At 42.5% G+C, this 20,202-nt stretch carries 23 protein-coding genes; 12 read left to right on the top strand and 11 right to left on the bottom strand.

All coding sequences use genetic code 11. The features are described 5' to 3' along the window. Positions 1-7: 7 nt before the first annotated feature. Complete coding sequence (locus ABTV07_RS10810) at positions 8-1,750, bottom strand: glycosyl hydrolase family 18 protein (RefSeq protein WP_433742276.1); 1,743 nt, start codon at positions 1,748-1,750, stop codon at positions 8-10. A gap of 153 nt (positions 1,751-1,903) precedes the next feature. Here ABTV07_RS10810 and plsY point away from each other — a divergent pair, with 153 nt between their 5' ends. The 3 genes from plsY to ABTV07_RS10795 all read left to right on the top strand — a co-directional run bounded on the left by plsY (position 1,904) and on the right by ABTV07_RS10795 (position 4,110). After that, complete coding sequence (gene plsY, locus ABTV07_RS10805; RefSeq protein WP_433742275.1) at positions 1,904-2,488, top strand: glycerol-3-phosphate 1-O-acyltransferase PlsY; 585 nt, start codon at positions 1,904-1,906, stop codon at positions 2,486-2,488. 122 nt (positions 2,489-2,610) lie between these two features. Beyond that, a complete protein-coding gene (locus ABTV07_RS10800) occupies positions 2,611-3,756 on the top strand; it encodes a CapA family protein (protein ID WP_433742274.1) in 1,146 nt (381 codons plus the stop codon). 63 nt (positions 3,757-3,819) lie between these two features. Next, entirely contained in the window at positions 3,820-4,110 is a 291-nt protein-coding gene (locus ABTV07_RS10795) for a HesB/YadR/YfhF family protein (protein ID WP_433742273.1), read from the top strand. Positions 4,111-4,148: 38 nt separating this feature from the next. Here the strand turns inward: ABTV07_RS10795 and ABTV07_RS10790 are convergent, their stop codons facing one another. From ABTV07_RS10790 to ABTV07_RS10755, 8 genes are all read right to left on the bottom strand, one after another. Continuing rightward, a complete protein-coding gene (locus ABTV07_RS10790) occupies positions 4,149-4,448 on the bottom strand; it encodes a hypothetical protein (protein ID WP_433742272.1) in 300 nt (99 codons plus the stop codon). 23 nt (positions 4,449-4,471) lie between these two features. Then, positions 4,472-4,891, bottom strand: a complete 420-nt coding sequence (locus tag ABTV07_RS10785; protein WP_433742271.1) for an acyl-CoA thioesterase — start codon at positions 4,889-4,891, stop codon at positions 4,472-4,474. Positions 4,892-5,027: 136 nt separating this feature from the next. Further along, complete coding sequence (tlp, locus tag ABTV07_RS10780; protein WP_433742270.1) at positions 5,028-5,279, bottom strand: small acid-soluble spore protein Tlp; 252 nt, start codon at positions 5,277-5,279, stop codon at positions 5,028-5,030. 104 nt (positions 5,280-5,383) lie between these two features. Then, a complete protein-coding gene (locus ABTV07_RS10775; protein WP_114744651.1) occupies positions 5,384-5,527 on the bottom strand; it encodes an acid-soluble spore protein N in 144 nt (47 codons plus the stop codon). A gap of 66 nt (positions 5,528-5,593) precedes the next feature. Further along, entirely contained in the window at positions 5,594-5,725 is a 132-nt protein-coding gene (locus tag ABTV07_RS10770; protein ID WP_433742269.1) for an FbpB family small basic protein, read from the bottom strand. A 64-nt stretch (positions 5,726-5,789) separates the two neighbouring features. Further along, a complete protein-coding gene (locus ABTV07_RS10765) occupies positions 5,790-6,335 on the bottom strand; it encodes a TlpA family protein disulfide reductase (RefSeq protein ID WP_433742268.1) in 546 nt (181 codons plus the stop codon). Positions 6,336-6,637: 302 nt separating this feature from the next. Beyond that, entirely contained in the window at positions 6,638-7,801 is a 1,164-nt protein-coding gene (locus ABTV07_RS10760; RefSeq protein ID WP_433742267.1) for an iron-containing alcohol dehydrogenase, read from the bottom strand. Between the two features lie 104 nt (positions 7,802-7,905). Further along, on the bottom strand, positions 7,906-8,781 hold the full coding sequence (locus ABTV07_RS10755; RefSeq protein ID WP_433742266.1) for a LysR family transcriptional regulator: 876 nt from the start codon (positions 8,779-8,781) through the stop codon (positions 7,906-7,908). 137 nt (positions 8,782-8,918) lie between these two features. Here ABTV07_RS10755 and ABTV07_RS10750 point away from each other — a divergent pair, with 137 nt between their 5' ends. Then, positions 8,919-9,458: a flavodoxin family protein gene (locus ABTV07_RS10750; protein ID WP_433751196.1), complete on the top strand. Its 540-nt coding sequence runs from the start codon at positions 8,919-8,921 to the stop codon at positions 9,456-9,458. 118 nt (positions 9,459-9,576) lie between these two features. Here the strand turns inward: ABTV07_RS10750 and acnA are convergent, their stop codons facing one another. After that, a complete protein-coding gene (gene acnA, locus ABTV07_RS10745) occupies positions 9,577-12,288 on the bottom strand; it encodes an aconitate hydratase AcnA (protein WP_433742265.1) in 2,712 nt (903 codons plus the stop codon). A gap of 389 nt (positions 12,289-12,677) precedes the next feature. On the opposite strand from acnA, the gene sspO reads away from it, so the two are divergent. Then, positions 12,678-12,827 carry a small acid-soluble spore protein O gene (sspO, locus tag ABTV07_RS10740; RefSeq protein WP_114744644.1) on the top strand — a complete coding sequence of 50 codons (150 nt, stop codon included), beginning with the start codon at positions 12,678-12,680 and terminating at the stop codon, positions 12,825-12,827. 60 nt (positions 12,828-12,887) lie between these two features. Here sspO and ABTV07_RS10735 read toward each other — a convergent pair whose 3' ends face one another. Continuing rightward, positions 12,888-13,151, bottom strand: coding sequence for a hypothetical protein (locus ABTV07_RS10735; RefSeq protein ID WP_433742264.1), 264 nt, complete (start codon positions 13,149-13,151; stop codon positions 12,888-12,890). A 115-nt stretch (positions 13,152-13,266) separates the two neighbouring features. Between ABTV07_RS10735 and ABTV07_RS10730 the strand changes: the two genes are divergently transcribed. The 7 genes from ABTV07_RS10730 to ABTV07_RS10700 all read left to right on the top strand — a co-directional run bounded on the left by ABTV07_RS10730 (position 13,267) and on the right by ABTV07_RS10700 (position 20,115). Next, the gene (locus ABTV07_RS10730; protein ID WP_114744642.1) at positions 13,267-13,410 is read left to right on the top strand and encodes a small acid-soluble spore protein P; all 144 of its coding nucleotides are present in this window, start codon (positions 13,267-13,269) and stop codon (positions 13,408-13,410) included. A gap of 896 nt (positions 13,411-14,306) precedes the next feature. Further along, on the top strand, positions 14,307-14,615 hold the full coding sequence (locus ABTV07_RS10725; RefSeq protein WP_433742263.1) for a transposase: 309 nt from the start codon (positions 14,307-14,309) through the stop codon (positions 14,613-14,615). Further along, complete coding sequence (locus ABTV07_RS10720; RefSeq protein ID WP_433751069.1) at positions 14,546-15,523, top strand: IS3 family transposase; 978 nt, start codon at positions 14,546-14,548, stop codon at positions 15,521-15,523. Before ABTV07_RS10725 ends, ABTV07_RS10720 begins: the two co-directional genes overlap by 70 nt. A 383-nt stretch (positions 15,524-15,906) precedes the next feature. After that, positions 15,907-17,436 carry a spore germination protein gene (locus tag ABTV07_RS10715; protein WP_433742262.1) on the top strand — a complete coding sequence of 510 codons (1,530 nt, stop codon included), beginning with the start codon at positions 15,907-15,909 and terminating at the stop codon, positions 17,434-17,436. Beyond that, positions 17,420-18,517 (top strand): GerAB/ArcD/ProY family transporter, encoded by a 1,098-nt coding sequence (locus ABTV07_RS10710; RefSeq protein ID WP_433742261.1) that lies wholly within the window; start codon positions 17,420-17,422, stop codon positions 18,515-18,517. Before ABTV07_RS10715 ends, ABTV07_RS10710 begins: the two co-directional genes overlap by 17 nt. After that, positions 18,510-19,646: a Ger(x)C family spore germination protein gene (locus ABTV07_RS10705; protein WP_433742260.1), complete on the top strand. Its 1,137-nt coding sequence runs from the start codon at positions 18,510-18,512 to the stop codon at positions 19,644-19,646. Before ABTV07_RS10710 ends, ABTV07_RS10705 begins: the two co-directional genes overlap by 8 nt. Positions 19,647-19,734: 88 nt before the next feature. Then, positions 19,735-20,115 carry a hypothetical protein gene (locus ABTV07_RS10700; RefSeq protein WP_433742259.1) on the top strand — a complete coding sequence of 127 codons (381 nt, stop codon included), beginning with the start codon at positions 19,735-19,737 and terminating at the stop codon, positions 20,113-20,115. The last annotated feature ends 87 nt before the right edge of the window (positions 20,116-20,202 follow it).

The raw sequence follows: 20,202 nt of genomic DNA, 5'->3' as shown, positions 1-20,202 counted from the left end.
TTAACACCTACTTCTTTTGATAAAAAGCTGTCATGGAAGAATTCATGGCAGTCCACGCTTTGTCATCTGCGAAAATCCTTGCCCATGCAGCAATGCCTGCCAGCCCATACTTATCAGCCAGCTCCACTCTTTTTTGAAGAGAGGTTTCATCTTCAAGCCACATACGATAGATGGCTTTTTCTTTTGAATCTGTATATTGGACAAAATTCTGACCGGTTTCCGGGTCATATTGCGGGGAAAGGTTCCTTTCTGCCATCCATTTTTGAGCGGTCTGCATCTTTAATGCTTGAGATGTCATCTGAGCGGCGCCGGAATCATCAGTCGTCTCTTTCCAAAGACGGGTATAAAGAGGTACGCCAAGGACAATTTTCTCATTTGGGACCTGCTCCAAAAGATTCTGCAGATTCTCTTCGACCCATGGAAGACTTGCGACGCTGCCCGCTTCTTGAGAACTTGCCCAATGCTCATCATAGGCCATGACCATGAGATAATCAACTGATTTGGCCAGCTCTCTGCGATCATAAAATTGAGACCAATTTCCGCTTGACGATAAGAAGGTGACGTCCATGGATACGACCAGTCCTGCCTGGTGGAATCTGGCGGCTGCTTCTCTAGTGAACTGTGTGACATATGCTTTATCTGCTACGTCCACATTCTCAATATCCAGATTGATGCCGCCGAGGCGGTACATCTTGCTATAATGAAGCAGCTGTCTGATGACTGCCTGCCTCTTCTCATAATTCGAAAAAGCATCATGTGTCAACTGGGCATCGAAAGAATTCGTGAATACTCCCCAGATTTGTTTCTGATTCTTTTCCGCCCAGTTTACATATTCGTTGGAGCCCATGTTATCCACTTCCCCATTTCCATTGATAAGATGGAACCAGGTCGGTGATACGATATTTACACCTGTCATGGATGGAAGCGACGTGACATCAGGGTTTCTGCTGTAGACAGCTTCCCATGCCAGTTGAATCGGGTAAGGACTTTTTGGCATGGCCCATGCGTTTTCTTTCTGGCTTATCTTGACGGTTTGTTCTCTGCCGGTATTAATATAATCTTTCTCGATATATCCGGCCGTCCCGTTTTCTTTTCTGACCAATAAAAATCCATCCGATTCGTTTTCTACAACAACTTTTTCACCCTGGGTGACTTCTTGATAATAGGGCGATTGCAGGTCTGGTTTTTCTCTTAGACGAAGAAATGCTTTTCTTGCTTTTTGATTTTTGACGGTTGCATGTTTGAGTATATCCCCGTTCTTTTCTATAAAAAGGATGCCTGTCTCCTTCAATTCCTTGTAGCGGATTCCGTAAAGTTCAAGCAAGGGGTCAAGCGCAATATATTGTTCGCCGCCAGCTGATTTTGCTGCGGGAAAATGCAGTTTGACTTCCTTGTCATTGATATAATACTCCAATGAAGAATCCGGAAAATGAATGACTTTATCCTTTGTCGTTAGGACGACAGAATGGCTGTCCTGGTCTTCAAACAGCGAAGGATCGATATTTTTTTGTATGAAGGAAACAGGAACATATACTGTCCCATTTTCCACGATGGCATTCCCTTGCAGCTTGCCGTGAAAAAGGATCGAATGCCCGCTCTGGACATATGCCCTCTTTTCATTGGAAGCGTAAGGATAAAATATGTATAGTAGAATGCTTGAAATCATTATTAAGACGATGCTGACTGCCATCCCTGCAATCAGCGCCGCTTTTTGCGGTGCTTTTTTTCTATTTATTTGTATCGTTTCCATTTTTCTTCCTCCCCCAATTTCATCGTACAGGATGGGTGTTAAGTTGAAAAGAGTAATTATGCAAATGAGGCACTGAAAATTGATTTCATTTCCTATGATTTTTCATGGTACAATAAGAGGACCTATGGGAGATTTAGATAAAGGAGTTTTCAAATGATATATGCACTAATTATCCTTCTAGCTTATTTACTAGGATCAATTCCTTCCGGGCTTATTGTGGGGAAGGCATTCTATGGAAAGGATATCAGGCAATTCGGCAGCGGCAACCTGGGTGGAACGAATACATTCCGGACATTGGGAGTAAAAGCAGGCATTGCTGTGACATTGGCTGATATCTTAAAGGGAACGCTTGCGACTGCCCTCCCTTTCCTTTTTGGAATCGAGCACCTCCACCCTCTGCTTGTCGGGACATTTGCGGTTATCGGCCACATGTTCCCTGTCTTTGCAGGTTTTCGCGGCGGTAAGGCTGTTGCAACCTCAGGAGGCGTTTTGCTCGGGTATGTCCCGCTGCTTTTCCTTCTATTGATTGCGATTTTCTTCCTCGGCCTTTACTTGACAAAATATGTTTCTCTTTCTTCGATGATCGCTGCATGTGCAGCATTAATTGTAAGTTTGTTTACGAAGGATATCCCGCTGATCATCGTCATCACGGTCATGGCCATCTTTGTCATCTATCGCCACCGTGCCAATATCAGCAGGATCAAAAACGGGACCGAACCAAAAATAAAATGGCTGTGATATCTTCAGCCTTCAAAAGAGCCGGGGGATTTAATTCCCGGCTCTTTTTTTCTTTTGGGGCACAAGTTTCAGGATTTATTGTAAAATTATGATAGAGAAAAAATAGTAGGGGAACTCGAGAAATGATGAAAAAATGGGTATGGATCATCATCGCTTTAATCATATGCATTGGCAGTCTATTAACTTGGCAGTATATACAGAACAAACAGAAAGAGGCAAAAGTACTTCATGTTGTGGAGCTGAATCATTCACGCGCTGTTTCGATTGAACCAAAAGGCTATCAAACAACGGCTGTCATCGGGGAAATCGGCGATGTCCTTCTCCATGATTGGGTATATGATGATGCGAAAACAAAAAATGGGTATGAATTTGATAAAATGTTTTCAGAAGTGAAAGGTATGCTTCTTAAACCGGACTTCCTGATTGCCAATGAGGAATCCATTCCAGGCGGAGAAGGATTGGGGATTTCAAGCTACCCCATTTTCAACAGTCCTTTTGAAATTGTCGACACATTGAAAAGAAATGGTGTCGACCTCATTTCTTCTGCCAACAACCATGCAATGGATAAAGGCGAAAAAGGGATCCTTAGTGCCATAGGATATTTTAACAAAGCTGATATACCATATGTCGGCATCAATAAAGATATGACGGATGGGCAAAGGATACGTATCTTTAACATTAACCGTATTTCTACGGCCGTTCTTTCTTATACATTCGGTACGAATGGGATCCCCATTCCTAAGGGCAAGGAATATTTGGTCAATCTGATCAGTAAAGACAAAATCATCAGCGATATCCATCTGGCCAAGGAAAAATCCGATATTGTCGTCATCAGCATCCATTGGGGAAGCGAGTATCAAAGGATGCCAAATGACAGCCAGATCAAACTTGCCCATGAGCTAGTGGATGCGGGGGCAGATATCATTTTCGGACATCACCCTCATGTTCTTCAGCCAATCGAAAACATTAAACGGGCAGACGGTTCCAATGCTGTCGTCGTCTATTCACTCGGGAACTTTTTGTCAGGGCAGATGTGGGAATATAAGGATATCGGAGGATGGGCAGCAGTGACTGTCCATAAGTCAGTCAGCACGGCGGGAACAACCATAGAGATTGGGGATGCGCATTTTCAGCCCACCTATGTTGAAAGCCACCATCTGCGGAAATATAAAGTCCTCCCGCTCGATAAAGCTTATAAGGAAGGATTGATCAACCATTCTCCAGAGGAAATACAGCACTTCATGTTCAATGGGATGAAAAGTCAATAACTAGACCTAGGCGGGGGCAATCTGTATACTGAGGGAACAGATGTCTTGAAAGGAGAATCCATCATGAAAATCGTACTATCCGAAGGAGCCTTGAAATGGTTCCAGGAGGAAATGGATGCAGCAAAAGGAGACACAATCAGGTTTTATGTAAGGTATGGCGGATCAAGTCCTGTACAGCAAGGGTTCTCGCTCGGTGTCACGAAAGAAGAGCCGATTGATCAGGCGGTTTCCGTCCAACATGAAGATGTGACGTATTTTATTGAAGACCGTGATATATGGTACTTTGACGGCCATGATCTGCATGTGGTCTTCGATGAAAAGAAAAATGAACTGGTGTATGAATATAAAAAGTAGTAAATAAGCGCATTCCCATAATCAGGGAGTGCGCTTATTTATGTGAAGGGGATGAGCTGCTCTTCCAACCCTTCCTTTTGAAGGATTTCTCTTTCTTTATCTCCCAATAAGTCAAAATGGGAGTACCCATCTCTCCTGATATCGATCCATGCTTTCTTCAAGCCATATTGGGCTCCCCACGCTGCAAGCTTGTCCAGGTCCCTGCAGCCGACCTTCGTGACCGTTTTGCATCCAGGGAAGCGTTCATCAATCCAATAATGGGTCAGGAATGCGATATCACCGTTGTCTATCTTTCTTTTCCACTGCCGGACTGTCTGGCGGTCAATTCCAAATGCCATTAGACATTCTTCCTTTCAACAAATCAATCCTTTTTGGCTTTTTCATAGGCAGCATGCCAGTCCGGATAAAGTTTTTTCACTGAAATCGGGCGGAAATTGCTCTTTTTCACACAAACGTGTTTAGAGAGTGCCGTAACGGCCAGTTCCTGTTCATCTGTGAAAATTTCATATCCGTATGTAACGCGAAGGCCGTCATAATGATCGATCCAAGTATGTACGATTGCTTTTTGGCCATATCTGAGCGGTTTTTTATAGGATATTTCAATATCCATGACCGGTGAGATGATGCCGTCTTTTTCCATATCGGCATAGCGGAAACCGAGGTCTTCTATTAATTGTGTGCGTCCGAGTTCCATCCATACAAGGTAGTTGGCGTGATAGACCACTCCCATTTGATCTGTTTCAGCATAGCGGACTTCAACTTCTTTTTTTGAAATATGCATGTTCTCACTCCTTTCATTTTCATGCATTGTTCAAATTATAGCATTGATTGGGCAAAATCGCTTTTGGTTTGCCTTTTGATTAAAGAAGTGCCAATTGAATAAAGAAGCTGGCTCCCATTCAGAAGCCAGCACAAGTTTATTGATATTGGTTTTCTTGGCCCTGCCCGTTTTGTGCAGAAGCTTCGTCTTTCATTTCTTCGCGCATTGCATCGATGCTTTCGCGGCGACGTTCGTTTTTCGCCTGGATTTGCTGCTGCTGAGTGGAGCTGTCTGCAAATGCCTGGGATTCTTCTGCCTTCGCAATATTTTCTAATGTATTCTGCACCATATTCTGCAGTTTTTCTACATTATCACGGCGGTCATCTGGATTCGGTTGATTGCGTGTCATGATCAAATTCCTCCTGGTGGTCATTAATTGGTCTTGCACAATTCATAGTATGTTCGATTATCCATACCTCTATGAATGTGAGTTATTGCTAAACAGGAGATTCGTTACTCTCCTTTTGTTTGGATCACTTGGGCATGCTGACCGGATTGATCCTGCATTTTCTTCCCTTTATTCCCACCAGCTGAACGTGATTGGGTCCCGATGTGGTTTGGTGCAAAGTGATTTGGATTTGCTTTCGGATTGCTCATAAAAAAATCCCTCCCTTAAGAACATTTTTTCCTGCGGGGAAGGATTTAAGTCACGAATATAATGGTTTATTCTGCCTTTTGAACATGTTTTTCCTCTAGCCTGGCTTCGATTCTTTCCATTGCTTCCGAATCTTTCAGCAATGCCAATTTATTCTCTAAAACGAGGTCTGAAAATGATTTTTTTCGTGGTTTTCTCATCCGATACTCTCCTTTATTTGCGTAGTCATAGGTGTAGTATGGACGAGAAATGGAATAATTATAATTATTTTGTAAATTTTTGAAAATCTTCAAATGTCATCGCCCCAATGTGCTTATTGATGATCGTCCCCTTTTCATCAATTAAGTACGTTGTAGGTATCGTCAGGAGCTTGTACGCTTGATTGACTTCATCTTTTTTGTCCAGAAGGATCGGGAACGTCGCGCCGTATTTTTGGGCAAACCCTTTAACATTACTCATGGGATCGATATTGATGGTGAGCAATACGATTTGATCATCCAGAGTTTTTGAAAATTTTTCAAGCTCCGGTATTTCCATCTTGCATGGCGGACACCATGGGGCCCAAAAGTTAAGAAGTACTCTTTTGCCTTTGTAATCCTGGAGGGATACGTTTTTTCCTTGGGTGGTGGTTAATGAGAAATTTGGCGCCGCCTCCCCTATTTTTAAACCAGGAAGGGTATCTGTCGTTTCAGTCTGACTGAGTGCTTCGTTTTGAGGCTGAGTCGATAAAGCGGGCCGTTCTGCAGCATTGACGATAATAGCAGTGCAAAGGCCGCCAAGAAGCAAGATAAAAGCAATTTTTTTAAACATGAAAATCCCTCCTGCATCAGCTTGTCTACTAGCATTATTATTCCTCAATGCCAAAAAATATTGCAGGAGCGACAAATAGAAAAGCGGAGCCGGCTTGCTCAAAGGCGTAGAGACTGGAGCGCAGCACCACGAGATAAAGGAAACACGGTGAACGAAGTGAATCGATGTTTCCTTATCGTAAGTGTGCTGAAGGAAACCTCCCAGCCTCTAGCCGGTGTAGCTGGACAATAAGAAAAGCGGAAGCGCCTTGAACAAAGAAAAGAACGAATCAATTTCGATTCGTCCTTTTCTCGTTATAGGCGTTATAGGGAGCGTCTTAATATATCCCGTACACTATCATGATCCATTTCCTTATAAGTACCTACACCCGGTTTAATGAACGTCTTTTCGACAATGGCATCAAACTCGCTGTCATCAATATCATAATCGGCAAGTGTGCTAGGAGCACCTAATGAATTCCAGAATTCCCGGAGTGCTTTTGCGCCTTCTCTTGCCAGTTCAAAATCGTCTTTACCTTCTGGAGAGATGCCGAATACATTGACCGCAAGCTGTTTCACTCTTGACGGATCTTCTTCAAGAACATGCTCCAGCCAGTTTGGGAAAAGAATCGCAAGACCGCCTCCATGTGGAATATCGTAAATTGCAGAAATGGCATGCTCGATTCTGTGCGTTGCCCAATCCCCTCCATCTGTCCCATACGAAAGCAATCCGTTATATGCAGTGGCACCGATGTACATCATCGTTTCCCTATGCTTGAAGGATTCCAGGTCATCAAGCAGCTTTGGTCCTGTCGCTATAGCGGTTCTTAATAAAGACTCAATAAAACCATCGATCATCGGTGTGTTCTCGGTACGGTGGAAATAATTTTCCAGAGCATGTGACATGCTGTCCACAATGCCATAAACCGTCTGATCACGAGGGACAGAAAAGGTATAGGCAGGATCGAGTATGGAAAACTTAGGGAATACCAACGGAGATCCCCATCCTAATTTTTCCTTCGTTTCCCAGTTTGTGATGACGGATACGCAGTTCATTTCGGAGCTTGTCGCCGAAAGAGTCAAGACTGTACCAAACGGAAGTGCTTCATTGATCGGGGCTTTTGCTGTTATCAATTCCCACGGGTCTCCATCATACTTCGCACCTGCTGAAATGGCTTTGCTGCAATCTATTACACTTCCCCCTCCTACCGCAAGGATGAAGTCGATATCTTCTTTTTTGCAAAGTTCGACGCCTTTACGGACAGTTGTCAATCGAGGATTCGGTTCTACTCCGCTTAGTTCGAATACTTCAGCATCCAGTTTGTTCAACTGACCCATCACATCGTTATAGACGCCATTTCTCTTGATGCTTCCTCCTCCATAGACAAGGAGGATTTTCAAGCCTTTTTCAAGGATGGAAGATAATTGCTTCACTTCATTTTTCCCAAAGTAAAGTTTTGTCGGATTATATTGTAAAAATGTTTCCATGTTAATTGCACCTCATTCAAAATTAGTCTCTATAAAAGAGTAGCATTATTTCTGCAATAGCAATACCGATAGTTTTTCATGGTAATCATCAATAATATTGATGATTATGATGTGAGTGAAGAAATTAATTGTGTGATTGGAGGTGTTAACCATTTTTTCTTTTGATACACAATCTGTGTAAACACAGGTATTTTTTCATGATTGAAAGGTAGTTCTATAATGTTCCCGCTTTCAATGTCTTTTCTCACCGCAATTTCGGGCATTATGGCAATGCCCAGATCATCCGCTACACACTGCTTGATGGCTTCTAAGCTGCTAAAAGAAATAACCGATTTTGCTTGTACTTGTTCTTCTTTTAAAAGCTGCTCCAATAGTACCCGATAGGAGCACCCTTCCTCTGTCAGAATGAGCGTCTCGGATTCAAGTTCTTTTAAATTCATAAGACTCATGCTTCGCAGTCGATGATTTGGAGAAGCGATCATCACCAGTTTTTCCTGCCTTATGGGGATAGTTGTCAATTCGGTATGTTGTGTCAATCGGTCGAGTATAATGGATAAATCAAATTTTCCTTCCAATGTGCCCTCTTTTAAATTTGGGCATAAGCCGGATTCCAGAAGTATTTTTAATTCTGGATGTTTTTCTTTTAAATCTTTAATATATGGTGTAATAAAATAAGCTGCTAAGGATTCTACTGTTCCCACCCTTAAGGTTCCTCTCAAATTGCTTTCCTTAGAGATCCTCTCTTCCGCTTCATCGACCAATGCTAGGATTTTTTCTACATAAAAGTAGAGCTCCTCACCCGACTGGGTCAGCCTCATTTTCCTTCCCACACGTTCAAATAATTTAACATTGTAGTGGTCTTCCAGCTTCTTGATCTGGGTCGTCACGCTGGATTGAGCGTAGCCGAGCTTTTCGCCTGTTTTTGTATAGCTGCCCCACTTTGCAACTTCTTTAAATGTATAAAAATAGTTTAAGTCCATTGGTTTCTCCCATCAGTAATTACAATGATTAATATCGAATATTATAGATAACTTTAATCCTCACATCAATGATATACTCCAAAGGAATGCTAATTAAAGGCCCCGCACGGAAAATCATGAAGGAGTGTTGATAAATGATGAAAGTATTAGCCTTGCTAGGAAGTACACGGAAAAACGGAAATTCCGAATATCTGGCGAAAAAAATTGTCGACGGTACAGATCACACCATCGTAAACCTTTCTGATTTGCATATAGAACCGATCGAAGACCTCCGTCACGCTGAAGGCGGATTTTTGCCCGTCGAGGATGATTATGAACAACTAGTACGATTGATGGAAGATCATGACGTTTTACTATTTGCCACTCCCCTTTACTGGTATGGAATGAGTGGTCCAATGAAGAACTTCTTTGACCGTTGGAGTCAATATTTGCGCGATGAGCGCTTCAATTTAAAAGAAGAGCTTGCGAAGAAAAAAGCGTATGTAGTGATTACTGGTGGAAGCTCCGCCAATATTAAAGGGCTGCCGCTCGTCCAGCAGTTCGATTACATTTTCCAATTCGTCAATATGGAATTCAAAGACTACTTGATCGGTGCAGGCGTGAAACCTGGTGAAATCGTCAACGATACAGCTGCACTCGAAAAAGCTGAGCGCTGGAATGCAGATTTTAAATCGTAAATGTCTTTTATTAAAAGCATCCTATGGAGACTTTTCTCTATAGGATGCTTTTTTAGACTGTTAAATATAAAAAAAGATGATCCCTGTAACACAGGGATCACCCTTAATTCATGATGAATTATCCTTTTAATTTGTCGCGAAGGACCATTTGCAGGATACCACCATGGCGGTAGTAGTCAACTTCAACGTCTGAATCGAAGCGTGCAAGGACTTCAAATACTTTTGTATTTCCTTGTTCGTCTGTAGCAGTGACAGTCAGGATGTCACGTGGCTTCACGTTTTCATCGATTTGAACTGCAATGGACTCTTTTCCAGTCAATCCAAGTGTTTCAGCGCTTTCGCCTTTCTTGAATTGAAGTGGAAGTACACCCATCATGACAAGGTTGGAACGATGGATACGCTCATAGCTTTCCGCGATGACTGTTTTGATGCCTAGCAAGTTTGTACCTTTGGCAGCCCAGTCACGGGAAGATCCCATTCCGTAGTCTTTACCTGCCAATACAGCAAGACCAGTTCCGTCAGCTTGATACTTCATGCATGCATCGTAGATAGCCATGACTTCATCTGTTGGTAGGTACGTAGTGTATCCTCCTTCAGTTCCTGGAGCCATGCCGTTGCGGATGCGGATGTTAGCGAATGTTCCGCGCATCATGACTTCATGGTTACCGCGGCGGGAACCGTATGAGTTGAAGTCGCGGATCTCTACGCCGTGGCTGCGAAGATATTTTCCAGCTGGCGTATCTTTTCCGATTGCACCTGCAGGAGAGATATGGTCAGTTGTTACGGAATCACCGAATTTACCAACGACTCTCAAGTCGGACAATGGTTTGATTTCTTCCGCATTCGGAGCAAGCTGCTCGAAGAACGGAGGATTTTGAATATATGTGGACTGATCATCAAAGCTGTACAATGGTTCGTTGCTAGTTTTGATTTCGTTCCAGCGTTGGTTGTCATTGAAGACATTTTCATATTCTTTACGGAACAATTCTGGAGTGACAGAGTGCTTAACGGCATCTTTCACTTCTTCAGTAGTTGGCCAGATGTCTTTGAAGAATACATCTTTGCCGTCTTTGTCTTTTCCGATAGGATCTTTTTGAAGATCGATATCCACTGTACCAGCAAGTGCATATGCAACAACCAATGGAGGTGAAGCAAGGTAATTTGCTTTTACAAGCGGATGGATGCGTCCTTCAAAGTTACGGTTACCGGAAAGAACGGAAGTCACAAGCAAATCAGAATCAGCTACTGCTTTTTCGATTTCATCTTTCAATGGACCTGAGTTTCCGATACAAGTTGTACAGCCGTATCCGACAACGTTGAAGCCTAGTTTATCAAGATATCCTTGAAGGCCGGAATCTCTTAGGTAGCCAGTAACTACTTTAGATCCTGGAGCCAAAGAAGTCTTAACGAATTTAGGTACTTCCATACCAAGTTCAACAGCTTTTTTCGCAACAAGTCCAGCTCCAAGCATTACGTATGGGTTGGATGTATTAGTACATGAAGTGATAGCAGCAATCGCTACAGCACCAGTCTTCATTGTTGCTTCTTCACCGTTTTCAAAGTTTACTTTCACTTCTTTATTTACTTCTTCACCAGTCAATCCAAAGCCTTGGTTGCCAGATGGAGCTGTAAGAGAAGTGCGGAATGCTTCTTTCATGTTAGAAAGAGGGATCAAATCTTGCGGCCGTTTAGGACCGGAAAGATTCGCTTCGATGTCAGAAAGGCTGATTTCCACTACATCTGTATAAATTGGATCTTCTTTATCTGGAGTGAAGAACATGTTGTTTTCTTTCAAGTATTGTTCAACCACGCAGATGTTAGACTCTTCACGGCCAGTCAGGCGCAAGTAGTCAAGGGATTCAGCGTCAACCGGGAAGAATCCGCAAGTTGCACCGTATTCAGGAGCCATGTTGGCAATTGTAGCACGGTCTGCAAGCGGCAATGTAGCTACGCCCGCTCCGAAGAATTCAACGAATTTACCTACAACACCTTTGCTGCGAAGGACTTGAGTCACTTTAAGCGCAAGGTCAGTAGCTGTTGCTCCGTTTGGAAGTTCGCCAGTCAATTTAACACCGATAACTTCCGGAATCGGGAAGTATGAAGGTTGGCCAAGCATGCCCGCTTCCGCTTCGATACCGCCGACACCCCATCCAAGAACACCGATACCGTTGATCATTGTTGTATGGGAGTCAGTTCCTACAAGTGTATCAGGATATGTTTCGAAATCGCCTTCAGTTGTTTCAACTGCATGGACAACGTTTGCCAAAAACTCAAGGTTAACTTGGTGGACGATACCAGTTGCAGGTGGAACTGCGCGATAGTTTTTGAATGCTTTTTGTGCCCAGCTCAAGAACTGGTAGCGTTCAGCATTGCGTTCGAATTCAAGCTCCATGTTTCTTTCAAGAGCTTCAGGTGTACCGTAGCGGTCAACCTGTACAGAGTGGTCGATTACAAGATCAACCGGAATTTCCGGGTTGATTCTGTCAGCGTCGCCGCCCATTTTAGCCATCGCATTGCGAAGTGAAGCCAAGTCAACAACAGCAGGAACACCTGTGAAGTCCTGAAGGATGACACGGGAAGGTTTGAATGGTACTTCTGCATCTTTAACAGACTCAGATCCCCATTTAGCCAAGTTTTCTACGTGTTCTTTCGTAATGACGCGACCGTCCATTTGGCGAAGCACAGATTCCAATAATACCTTAACGGAATAAGGCAAACGGGAAACTTCTGCCACACCTGCTTCTTCTAAAGCAGCCAATCGATAATAGTGATAACGTTTTCCTTCGAGTTCGAAAGAAGAACGAGCGTTGAATACATCGTTCTTAGCCATTTCGATTCCCCCTATAAAAAGTTTTAAGTTTGGGATAGAATTTGTCTGAAAAACTCGATAAATAACCGTTCAAGCTTTTCTCACAATACAATCTTAATACAAGCGATTACATAAGTAAATAACAAGAAAGTTATTGTTTTTGATAAGTTTTTCTTATTAAAAAAAACAAAATGAATCGACTCGCTTAATGAGTGTACCATAAATGGGCTGATATTGGTGAATATTATGCATAAAAATCATTCAATTCTGATTGTGTGAATTATATGTAATTCCTTTGTTGATATTATTTCGAAAAAGTAAATTGAGGAAATTAAGGTTCGATTCCCCTTCCCTCTTCTTGTTGTAAATAGTCGAATCCGTAGCATATTAATGGAACGGAGGTGATTTTCATGGCAAAGAGGAAAGCAAACCATGTCATCCCGGGCGCAAATGCTGCAAAGGCACAAGGGATGGGAGCAGGCTACAACGAAGAATTGGCGAACGAACCAATGACTGAGATGGAGCGCAGAAATAATAAGAAGCGTAAAAAGAATCAGTAGTTCATAAAAACAGCCAGCATCCCTTCAGCACTAGACGCTCTGAAGGCTGCTGGCTTTTTGCTACTCCTGGTAGTCGTTGACTTCCTGGACAAGTCCCTGCAGATCCGCCTGGAATCTTTGCAGCTGGGCTTTTTGGTGTTCACTTGCGACTTCCATGGCATTTTCAATCTGCTGGAAAGCTTCATTCACTTCGTTTTTCAAATGAGATAGCTGCGCTCCGTAGCTTCCGCTGTCCTTTACAATCATATTGGAAGCAAGCTGTGCTTGGTCAAAACTTTTTTGAGCATCCTGGAAAGCCTGCTGTTTGTCTTTATGATATGGCATGGTCGGCACTCCTTCATAGTTGATTGCACCATTTATCATTACCTCAAAAGGCAAAATATATACAGTATACCGCCCTTCCTTCCTATCCATCCTATAAAAAAGGGAGGGAATCACCATGGACAAAAACAACAGCAAAGATATGCACAGAAATGCACCAAAAGGCAACCAATCCGGTCAGCCGCAGCCACTAAGCGGCTCACACAAAGTAAAAAACCGCCAGCATTCCAGACAAAAGCATAACTCTGGACACGATATGTAGAAAAGCGGAAGCTGCTTGATCAGAGGCGTCAGGGACTGGACTGAGTCGAGTGAGATAAAGGAAACACGAAGAGCGCAGCGATTCGATGTTGACTTATCGTAGACGAGTCGAGGGAAGTCCCCGAGCCTCTAGCCGCTGTAGCTGGATCAAGAAAAGCGGATGCGCCCTGATAGCCCCGACCAGCATAAGACGGAACTCGAAGGAAATCCTGATTTCCGTAGAGGGTCGGCTTATGACTCGAGGGGCTGGGCGCTGTAGCTGGATCGAGAAAAGCGGAAGCGGCTGTTTAGAGGCGTCAGGGACTGGACTGAGTCGAGTGAGATAAAGGAAACACGAAGAGCGCAGCGATTCGATGTTGACTTATCGTAAACGAGTCGAGGGAAGTCCCCGAGCCTCTAGCCGCTGTAGCTGGATCGAGAAAAGCGGAAGCGCCTGCTTCGAAAAACCCCTTGCCCTAAAGATGCAAGGGGTTTTCTATGTAAATTAGGGTAGCTGCAGAAATTGCCGCAGTCATCTTGAAAAGATTTCGGGGGTTTATGAATTTAAATCCTCCGCATAAGCGCAAGTACAGGCATCTTATGCGCCAGTGCCCATATCTCAGGAAAATTGCACATAGGAAGCCCCGATCGCAAACGAGAAAAAGAGACAATTTGATGAAAAACCTCATTTGGTCCTCCCAATCTTACTTTTTTAGGGTGGAAACTGGAGAAATTGCTGAAGAAGAGCCGATCCAGTGTGCCAACAACCCGAAAATATAGGGAAAACGAGGTAAATTGAGCTCATGAATGAATCTTATGCGCGAAAACAGGCGGCTTATTGAAGTTAGTATAAAAAGTGGACACAGGTAGTGGCGTCATGTTTAAATCTATACAACTACAAAAAGGGCGTGTATAAACATGGCGAAAGATCAGAAAAAGTTCCCACCAGAATTTAGAGAATATGTGTGTAAATTAATTGAGTTAGATGGACGGAAGCTCGTGGATGTGAGCAGTGAACTCGATATTTCCTATAGTACGCTTCAAAAGTGGGTCGCTTCCTATCGTAAAAAGCAAAATCAGGCGGAAAAAGAGAAACAAAGCCAGTATCTAACGGCTTCTGAATACAAAGAATTGTACGAAGCTGAAAGACGTAAAAAATTAGATTTGGAAGAGGAGAACGCCATTTTAAAAAAGGCTATGCACATCTTCACGCAAGAAAAGAAGTAAGGTTTGAATTTATTTTTCATAATAAAAACGACCATACCGTTGTGAAGATGTGCGAAGTTTTGGATGTTTCTACTTCTGGCTATTATGTTTGGGAAAAAAGACAGGATCAGGAGGAAACAGAGAGACAGCGCTGGAGACGTCATCTTGACGAGCGAATTCGCTATCATTTTCACGACAACCTGGGGACGTATGGAAGTCCGAGGATTTATCGAAAGCTGGTCGAGGAGGATCATATACAAGTTTCCCTTAAAACGGTGACGAACCGCATGAGAGAGATGGGTTTATATGCGACCCCGCCAACTCGATACATTCAGACCACGGATTCAGATCACCAGCAGCTTGTGTTCAAAAATGAGTTGAATCGGAATTTTAATCCTGAAGAACCAGATCGTGTTTGGGCAACGGATATCACCTATATTCATACAGGGGAGGGATTTGTTTATTTAAATCCAGTTTTAGACCTGTTTTCCCGCAAGGTAATTAGCTATAGCATTGATGACCGCATGGACGCCGAATTGCCGTTAAAAGCATTAAAAGAAGCACTTGAGATTCGCCAGCCCGCTGAGGGATGGATCCACCATTCAGACCGGGGAAGTGTGTACTGTTCAAAAAAATATATTGAAGCCTTGAAGGATGCCAAAGCGACCATTAGTATGAGTCGAAAAGCAACCCCTTATGATAACGCTTGTGTAGAATCGTTTTTTGCCTCCCTGAAGAAAGAGTATTTGTACAAGTTTGTGTTTAAGACAAAAGCAGAAGCCATCGGGGCCATTAAGTTTTATATTCAATTTTATAATCGTAAAAGGATTCACTCGACATTAGAATACGCCACTCCGATTGAGTATGAAAAGGCGTATAAAGAGGCACAGCGTTTAAACGCCACTGAGGAGAAATTGCCCTCTGCCTGAAGGAACCATTGTTTTTCAAATGGTTCCTTCAGACAGAGGCCTCCAAGCGGAGTGAAAACGAAGCGCGGAAGAAAAAAAGTACGCCATTTACCGGCATTTAAGTGTCTACTTTATTGACAGAAGTCCATTATGCGCGACTTTAGGGTGTGTATGAACCAAATTCCACCGCCTTTGCGCGAAAGTATGGAGCTCATGCGCGAGAACAGGCATCTTATGCGCCAGTGCCCATTTCTGGCCATCTCTTAGAAAAACTGGGTGAGTTCTCCCCTCGAAAGTCCCCTCCATTCCCCCACTCCAAAACACTTTATATTTGCCTTTGACGAATATTCCTCAAAAAATTTCCCAAAATAAGAACAAACTTGTATTGACTGGAGGGGTGTGAAGTGTTGAGGAGAAAACGGACGACCAGAAAATTGAAGACCGACGGAAATATGAACCAATCTGTTCCCGACAGTGCTCTGATCACTTCAGACCTGGAGAAAAACCTCGATTACATTTATGAATCTCTTTCCAAAACAGAAGATTTCAGTAAGCGGGAACTGATTTTTAATCATAAAAAGTGTCTTCTCGTATACCTCAGTACCATTACGAATGAAGATACGATACAAAATTTAATTCTAAAGCCGATGATTGAGAAATCGGAAGGCATCATATCTCAAACGGTTTTTGTTGATGAAGTAAAAGAAATCAATCAGAAAGATGACTTGCCTCTTGCCTTGTTGGATGGAAATGTCCTTCTATTAATGGAAGATGAAAGCATCATTTATAGCTTAGGGGCGCATGAGAGCAAGAATCGAAGTGTAGAAGAGCCAGTTAATGAATTAATTATCCGCGGCTCTCATGAAGGATTTGTAGAGGATCTAAGATCAAATTTAAATTTGATCCGAAAGCGTGTAACGAATGCTGATCTGCAAATCTGTTTTCGGACACTTGGCACTGAAACGCATACGAAGATGGCCTATTTATATATTAAAGATTTAGCCAATCCTGAACTTGTGCAGGAGCTGGAAAGACGCTTGTCTTATGTGGATGTCGATTTTATTGATTCTCCGGGACAGTTGGAGGAATATATTGAAGATTCTCCTTACTCCCCTTTCCCTCAAATGCTCAATACAGAGCGGCCCGACCGTGTAACATCCCAGCTTCTTGATGGGCGGATTGTCCTTCTTTGTAATGGAAGCCCTTCAGCGCTCGTGTTTCCCATTACATTCTTTTCGTTTTATCAATCTCCGGATGACTATAACAGCCGGTGGCATGTAGGTTCTTTTTTCAGATTTATTCGGTTGCTCAGCTTCTTTGTCGCGGCAGGGCTGCCGGCTCTGTACATTGCTATCGTTTCTTTTCATTATGAAGTCATTCCATTGGATCTGGTTTTTACGATTAAGGGCTCGCTGGAATATGTCCCGGTCCCTCCGCTTGTCGAGGCTTTAATGATGCAGATCATTTTGGAATTGTTAAAAGAAGCTGCCATCCGCTTGCCTGGCCCCATTGCCCAGACGCTTGGTGTTGTAGGCGGTTTGGTTATCGGTACAGCAATTGTACAGGCGAATATTGTTTCAAATACCATGATTGTTGTCGTTGCCCTCACAGCGATTGCTTCTTTTGTGGTCCCAAATACGGAAATGGCTACTTCTGTCAGAATTCTGGGGTTTCCGCTAATGCTGAGTGCGGCATTTTTGGGGTTCATAGGGATGACGTTCGCTTTTATTTTTCTGGTCATTCATTTATGCAAGCTGGAATCGTTTGGATCGCCTTATTTTTCTCCACTCGCCCCTTTCCGTTCGAAGGACTTTAAAGATACATTCATACGTTTGCCACTGTGGAAAATGAGCACCCGCCCTTCTACCCCAGGTACACAGCGAATTAAACGTCAAAGCAATCCAAGAGGGTGGAAAAATGAACAAGGAAATTAAATCTGTTTCCCCATTTCAATTGTTTTTCATCATCCTCCAAGCACAGGTTGGTGTCGGACTATTGTCACTGCCATTCAGTGTCCATGCTTATTCGAAACAGGATTCTTGGATTTCCGTTATCATTGCAGGCGCAGTTATCCAGGGTTTCATCATAGTAATTGCTATGCTTTGCAAAAGATTCCCCACAATGACGGTGTTTGAAATTGCTCCTTTCTTGTTCGGGAAATTGGCGGGAAAAGCTTTAAATATGATGTACTTAATCTATTTTCTGGCAGTAGCCTTATTGATTGCATTATTGTCTGTCGGTGTCATTAAAGATTGGATTTTAGCTTATACACCTGATTGGATTCTCTACGTTTTGATTATGTCTTCAGCCTTATATTTGGCAAGGGAAAATATCCGCATCATTGCGCGATTTACCGGTTTGGTGACCATTTTTATTGTTTTCTTCATCTTGTTTTATCTGATGGGGCTGACCAATGTCAATTATCGCTACTTGTTTCCTATGGCACACACCAATTATGTAGATTTGTTGAAAGGTGCGCATGCATCTATTGTATCAATGCTCGGTTTTGAAATACTTTTGGTCATCTTTCCATACATCAATGGTAAATCTGGAAAGGTATTGAAAGTTTCTTTAATTGCCTCAGGGTTTACTACACTTTTATATGTATTTTTCATGGTCATTACATTGATGTATTTCAGTCCTGCAGAAATAGAAGTAATCCCAGAGCCTGTTCTTTACCTTTTGAAATCATTGGTTTATCAAAGTATCGAGAGGCTGGATTTGATCTTTCTTTCTTTTTGGCTCATCACGATGATCACTTCCATTGTGGTCTATATTTATTTGGCCAGTAAATGCCTTAGTGTATTTTTGTTCAAAGGCAGCCATAAAAAAACAAGCCCTATCATTTGCGGTACTATATTTGTCTTTACCCTTTTCATAAAAAATGAAGATGTGATTCAGGTTTTCAGCAAATATGTATCATTATCAAGCTACGTGTTTACTTTTGTCTTCCCCTTTTTATTATTGATTGTCTCAATCCTTTTCAAGAAGAAGGTGGCATCCCTGAATGAATAAGACGATATTAATCATCATAATGTCTGTTTGTCTGATTCTGTCAGGCTGCTGGGATCAACAGCCGCTTCGAAACGCGAGGCTCGTTTTTGCCTCCAGCTTCGATTTGACTGAGGATAATAAAATTTTGACGACTTCAGATATCAGGAGTTTAAAAGGAGAAGTGCGCGGGACAGAAAATTTGCAGGCAGCGAACGTATTCGTGGAAGCGGAAGGAAACACATTGAGGGACACCCGCATCCTTATGGATAAAAAATTGTCGGGGGATTTTTCGCCAAATAAAACGAGGGTGCTGCTGATAGGAGACGAATTGGCGGCAAAAAGGGAACTCTATCCCCTATTCGATATTCTTTATCGGGACCCACGCAGTTCCCTGGGGGCAAAAGTTGCCATCGTGGAGGGATCTGCATCGGAATTATTGAAAATGAATGTCGTTGGTGAGGTCCTGATAGGAGAAGAGATTTTTAAGCTTCTACAAAGTGTCGAAGTAAATACCCTTGCACCGATTGAAAATGTCCAATCTGTCTGCACCAAAATTTTTGATGAAGGACAGGATTTCATGCTGCCGTATTTATCACGGATCCAAAACCAAGATGAATATGCTGTTGATGTTACGGGTGTTGCTTTGTTTCATAATCAAAAATTCACCGGGAAAGTGCTGCGGGGCGATGAACCATCACTGATCCTTCTATTAAAAGAAGAGCGGAAAAAATATGCGCGTTTTTCCATTAAGGTAAATCCAGATGCGCTTAATGGACAAAAATACATTACGATTCAAGTAAAAAAGGATAAAGTGCATAGACATATCAATATCCAAAATAATAGAGTCCAATCGGTTACATTTGATCTGGATTTTGATGTGATTGCGACTGAATACCCTAAAAACAAGTTATATAGTAAAAAGGAAATAAATGAACTGAACAAAAAGATTTCTAAATCGATGACGGAATGCATGAACCAGGCTATAAAGAAATTACAAGACGCTAATAGTGATGTGTTAGCGATTGGAAGAGACCTCATATCCTTTCATCCCGAAGTGTGGAAACAGATGGATTGGCATTCTGAGTATCCAAATATTCCGATTAAAGCCAAAGTGAATGTGAAGATTGTCGATACTGGAATTATCAAATAAATCATGCTGCATGGGGGGCTGACAACCTGGTCACTTTTTGCTGCTCATTTGAATACACTGCTGAAAAGGAGTTTTCGGGGGCATTTTCATGAGCAGCGAAGAAAAGGATTGTAATTGGGGAGATTTAGAGAAGTGTTTAGAAGAAATGTTTTTGGATCCATATACGTCCGTATTGGATCATACACAATTTCGTATTGATGTTTTTGAAACAGGAGAAGAAATTATCATTGAAGCTCAATTTCATGATGATGCCATGGAAGAAATCACCCTGGTTCGGAAGGATCATGAGTTTACAATTGAAGCGGTATGGAAGGATCTAAGCTTTAGGAAAAGGACAGTTCAATTCCCTTTCTCTCTTCAATATATCCCTATGGAATATTCTTTCATGGCAGACAAAGTAGAAATTAAAATGAAGAAGACTCTTGCCGCCTCCGCTCAACCCTCTTACTACCGGATTCAAACCCAGTAATCAGAATATTCTACAAAAATCGGGCCAAATCCCGATTTTTTTGTTGCCTCCACTATTAGGACAGAAGTATGATAGAATGTGACAGTT

The organism is Falsibacillus pallidus (assembly GCF_050990905.1).
Lineage (GTDB): Bacteria > Bacillota > Bacilli > Bacillales > DSM-25281 > Falsibacillus > Falsibacillus pallidus_A.
Note: the sequence above shows the minus strand (reverse complement) of the source record. Positions and strands in the feature narration are given on the sequence as shown.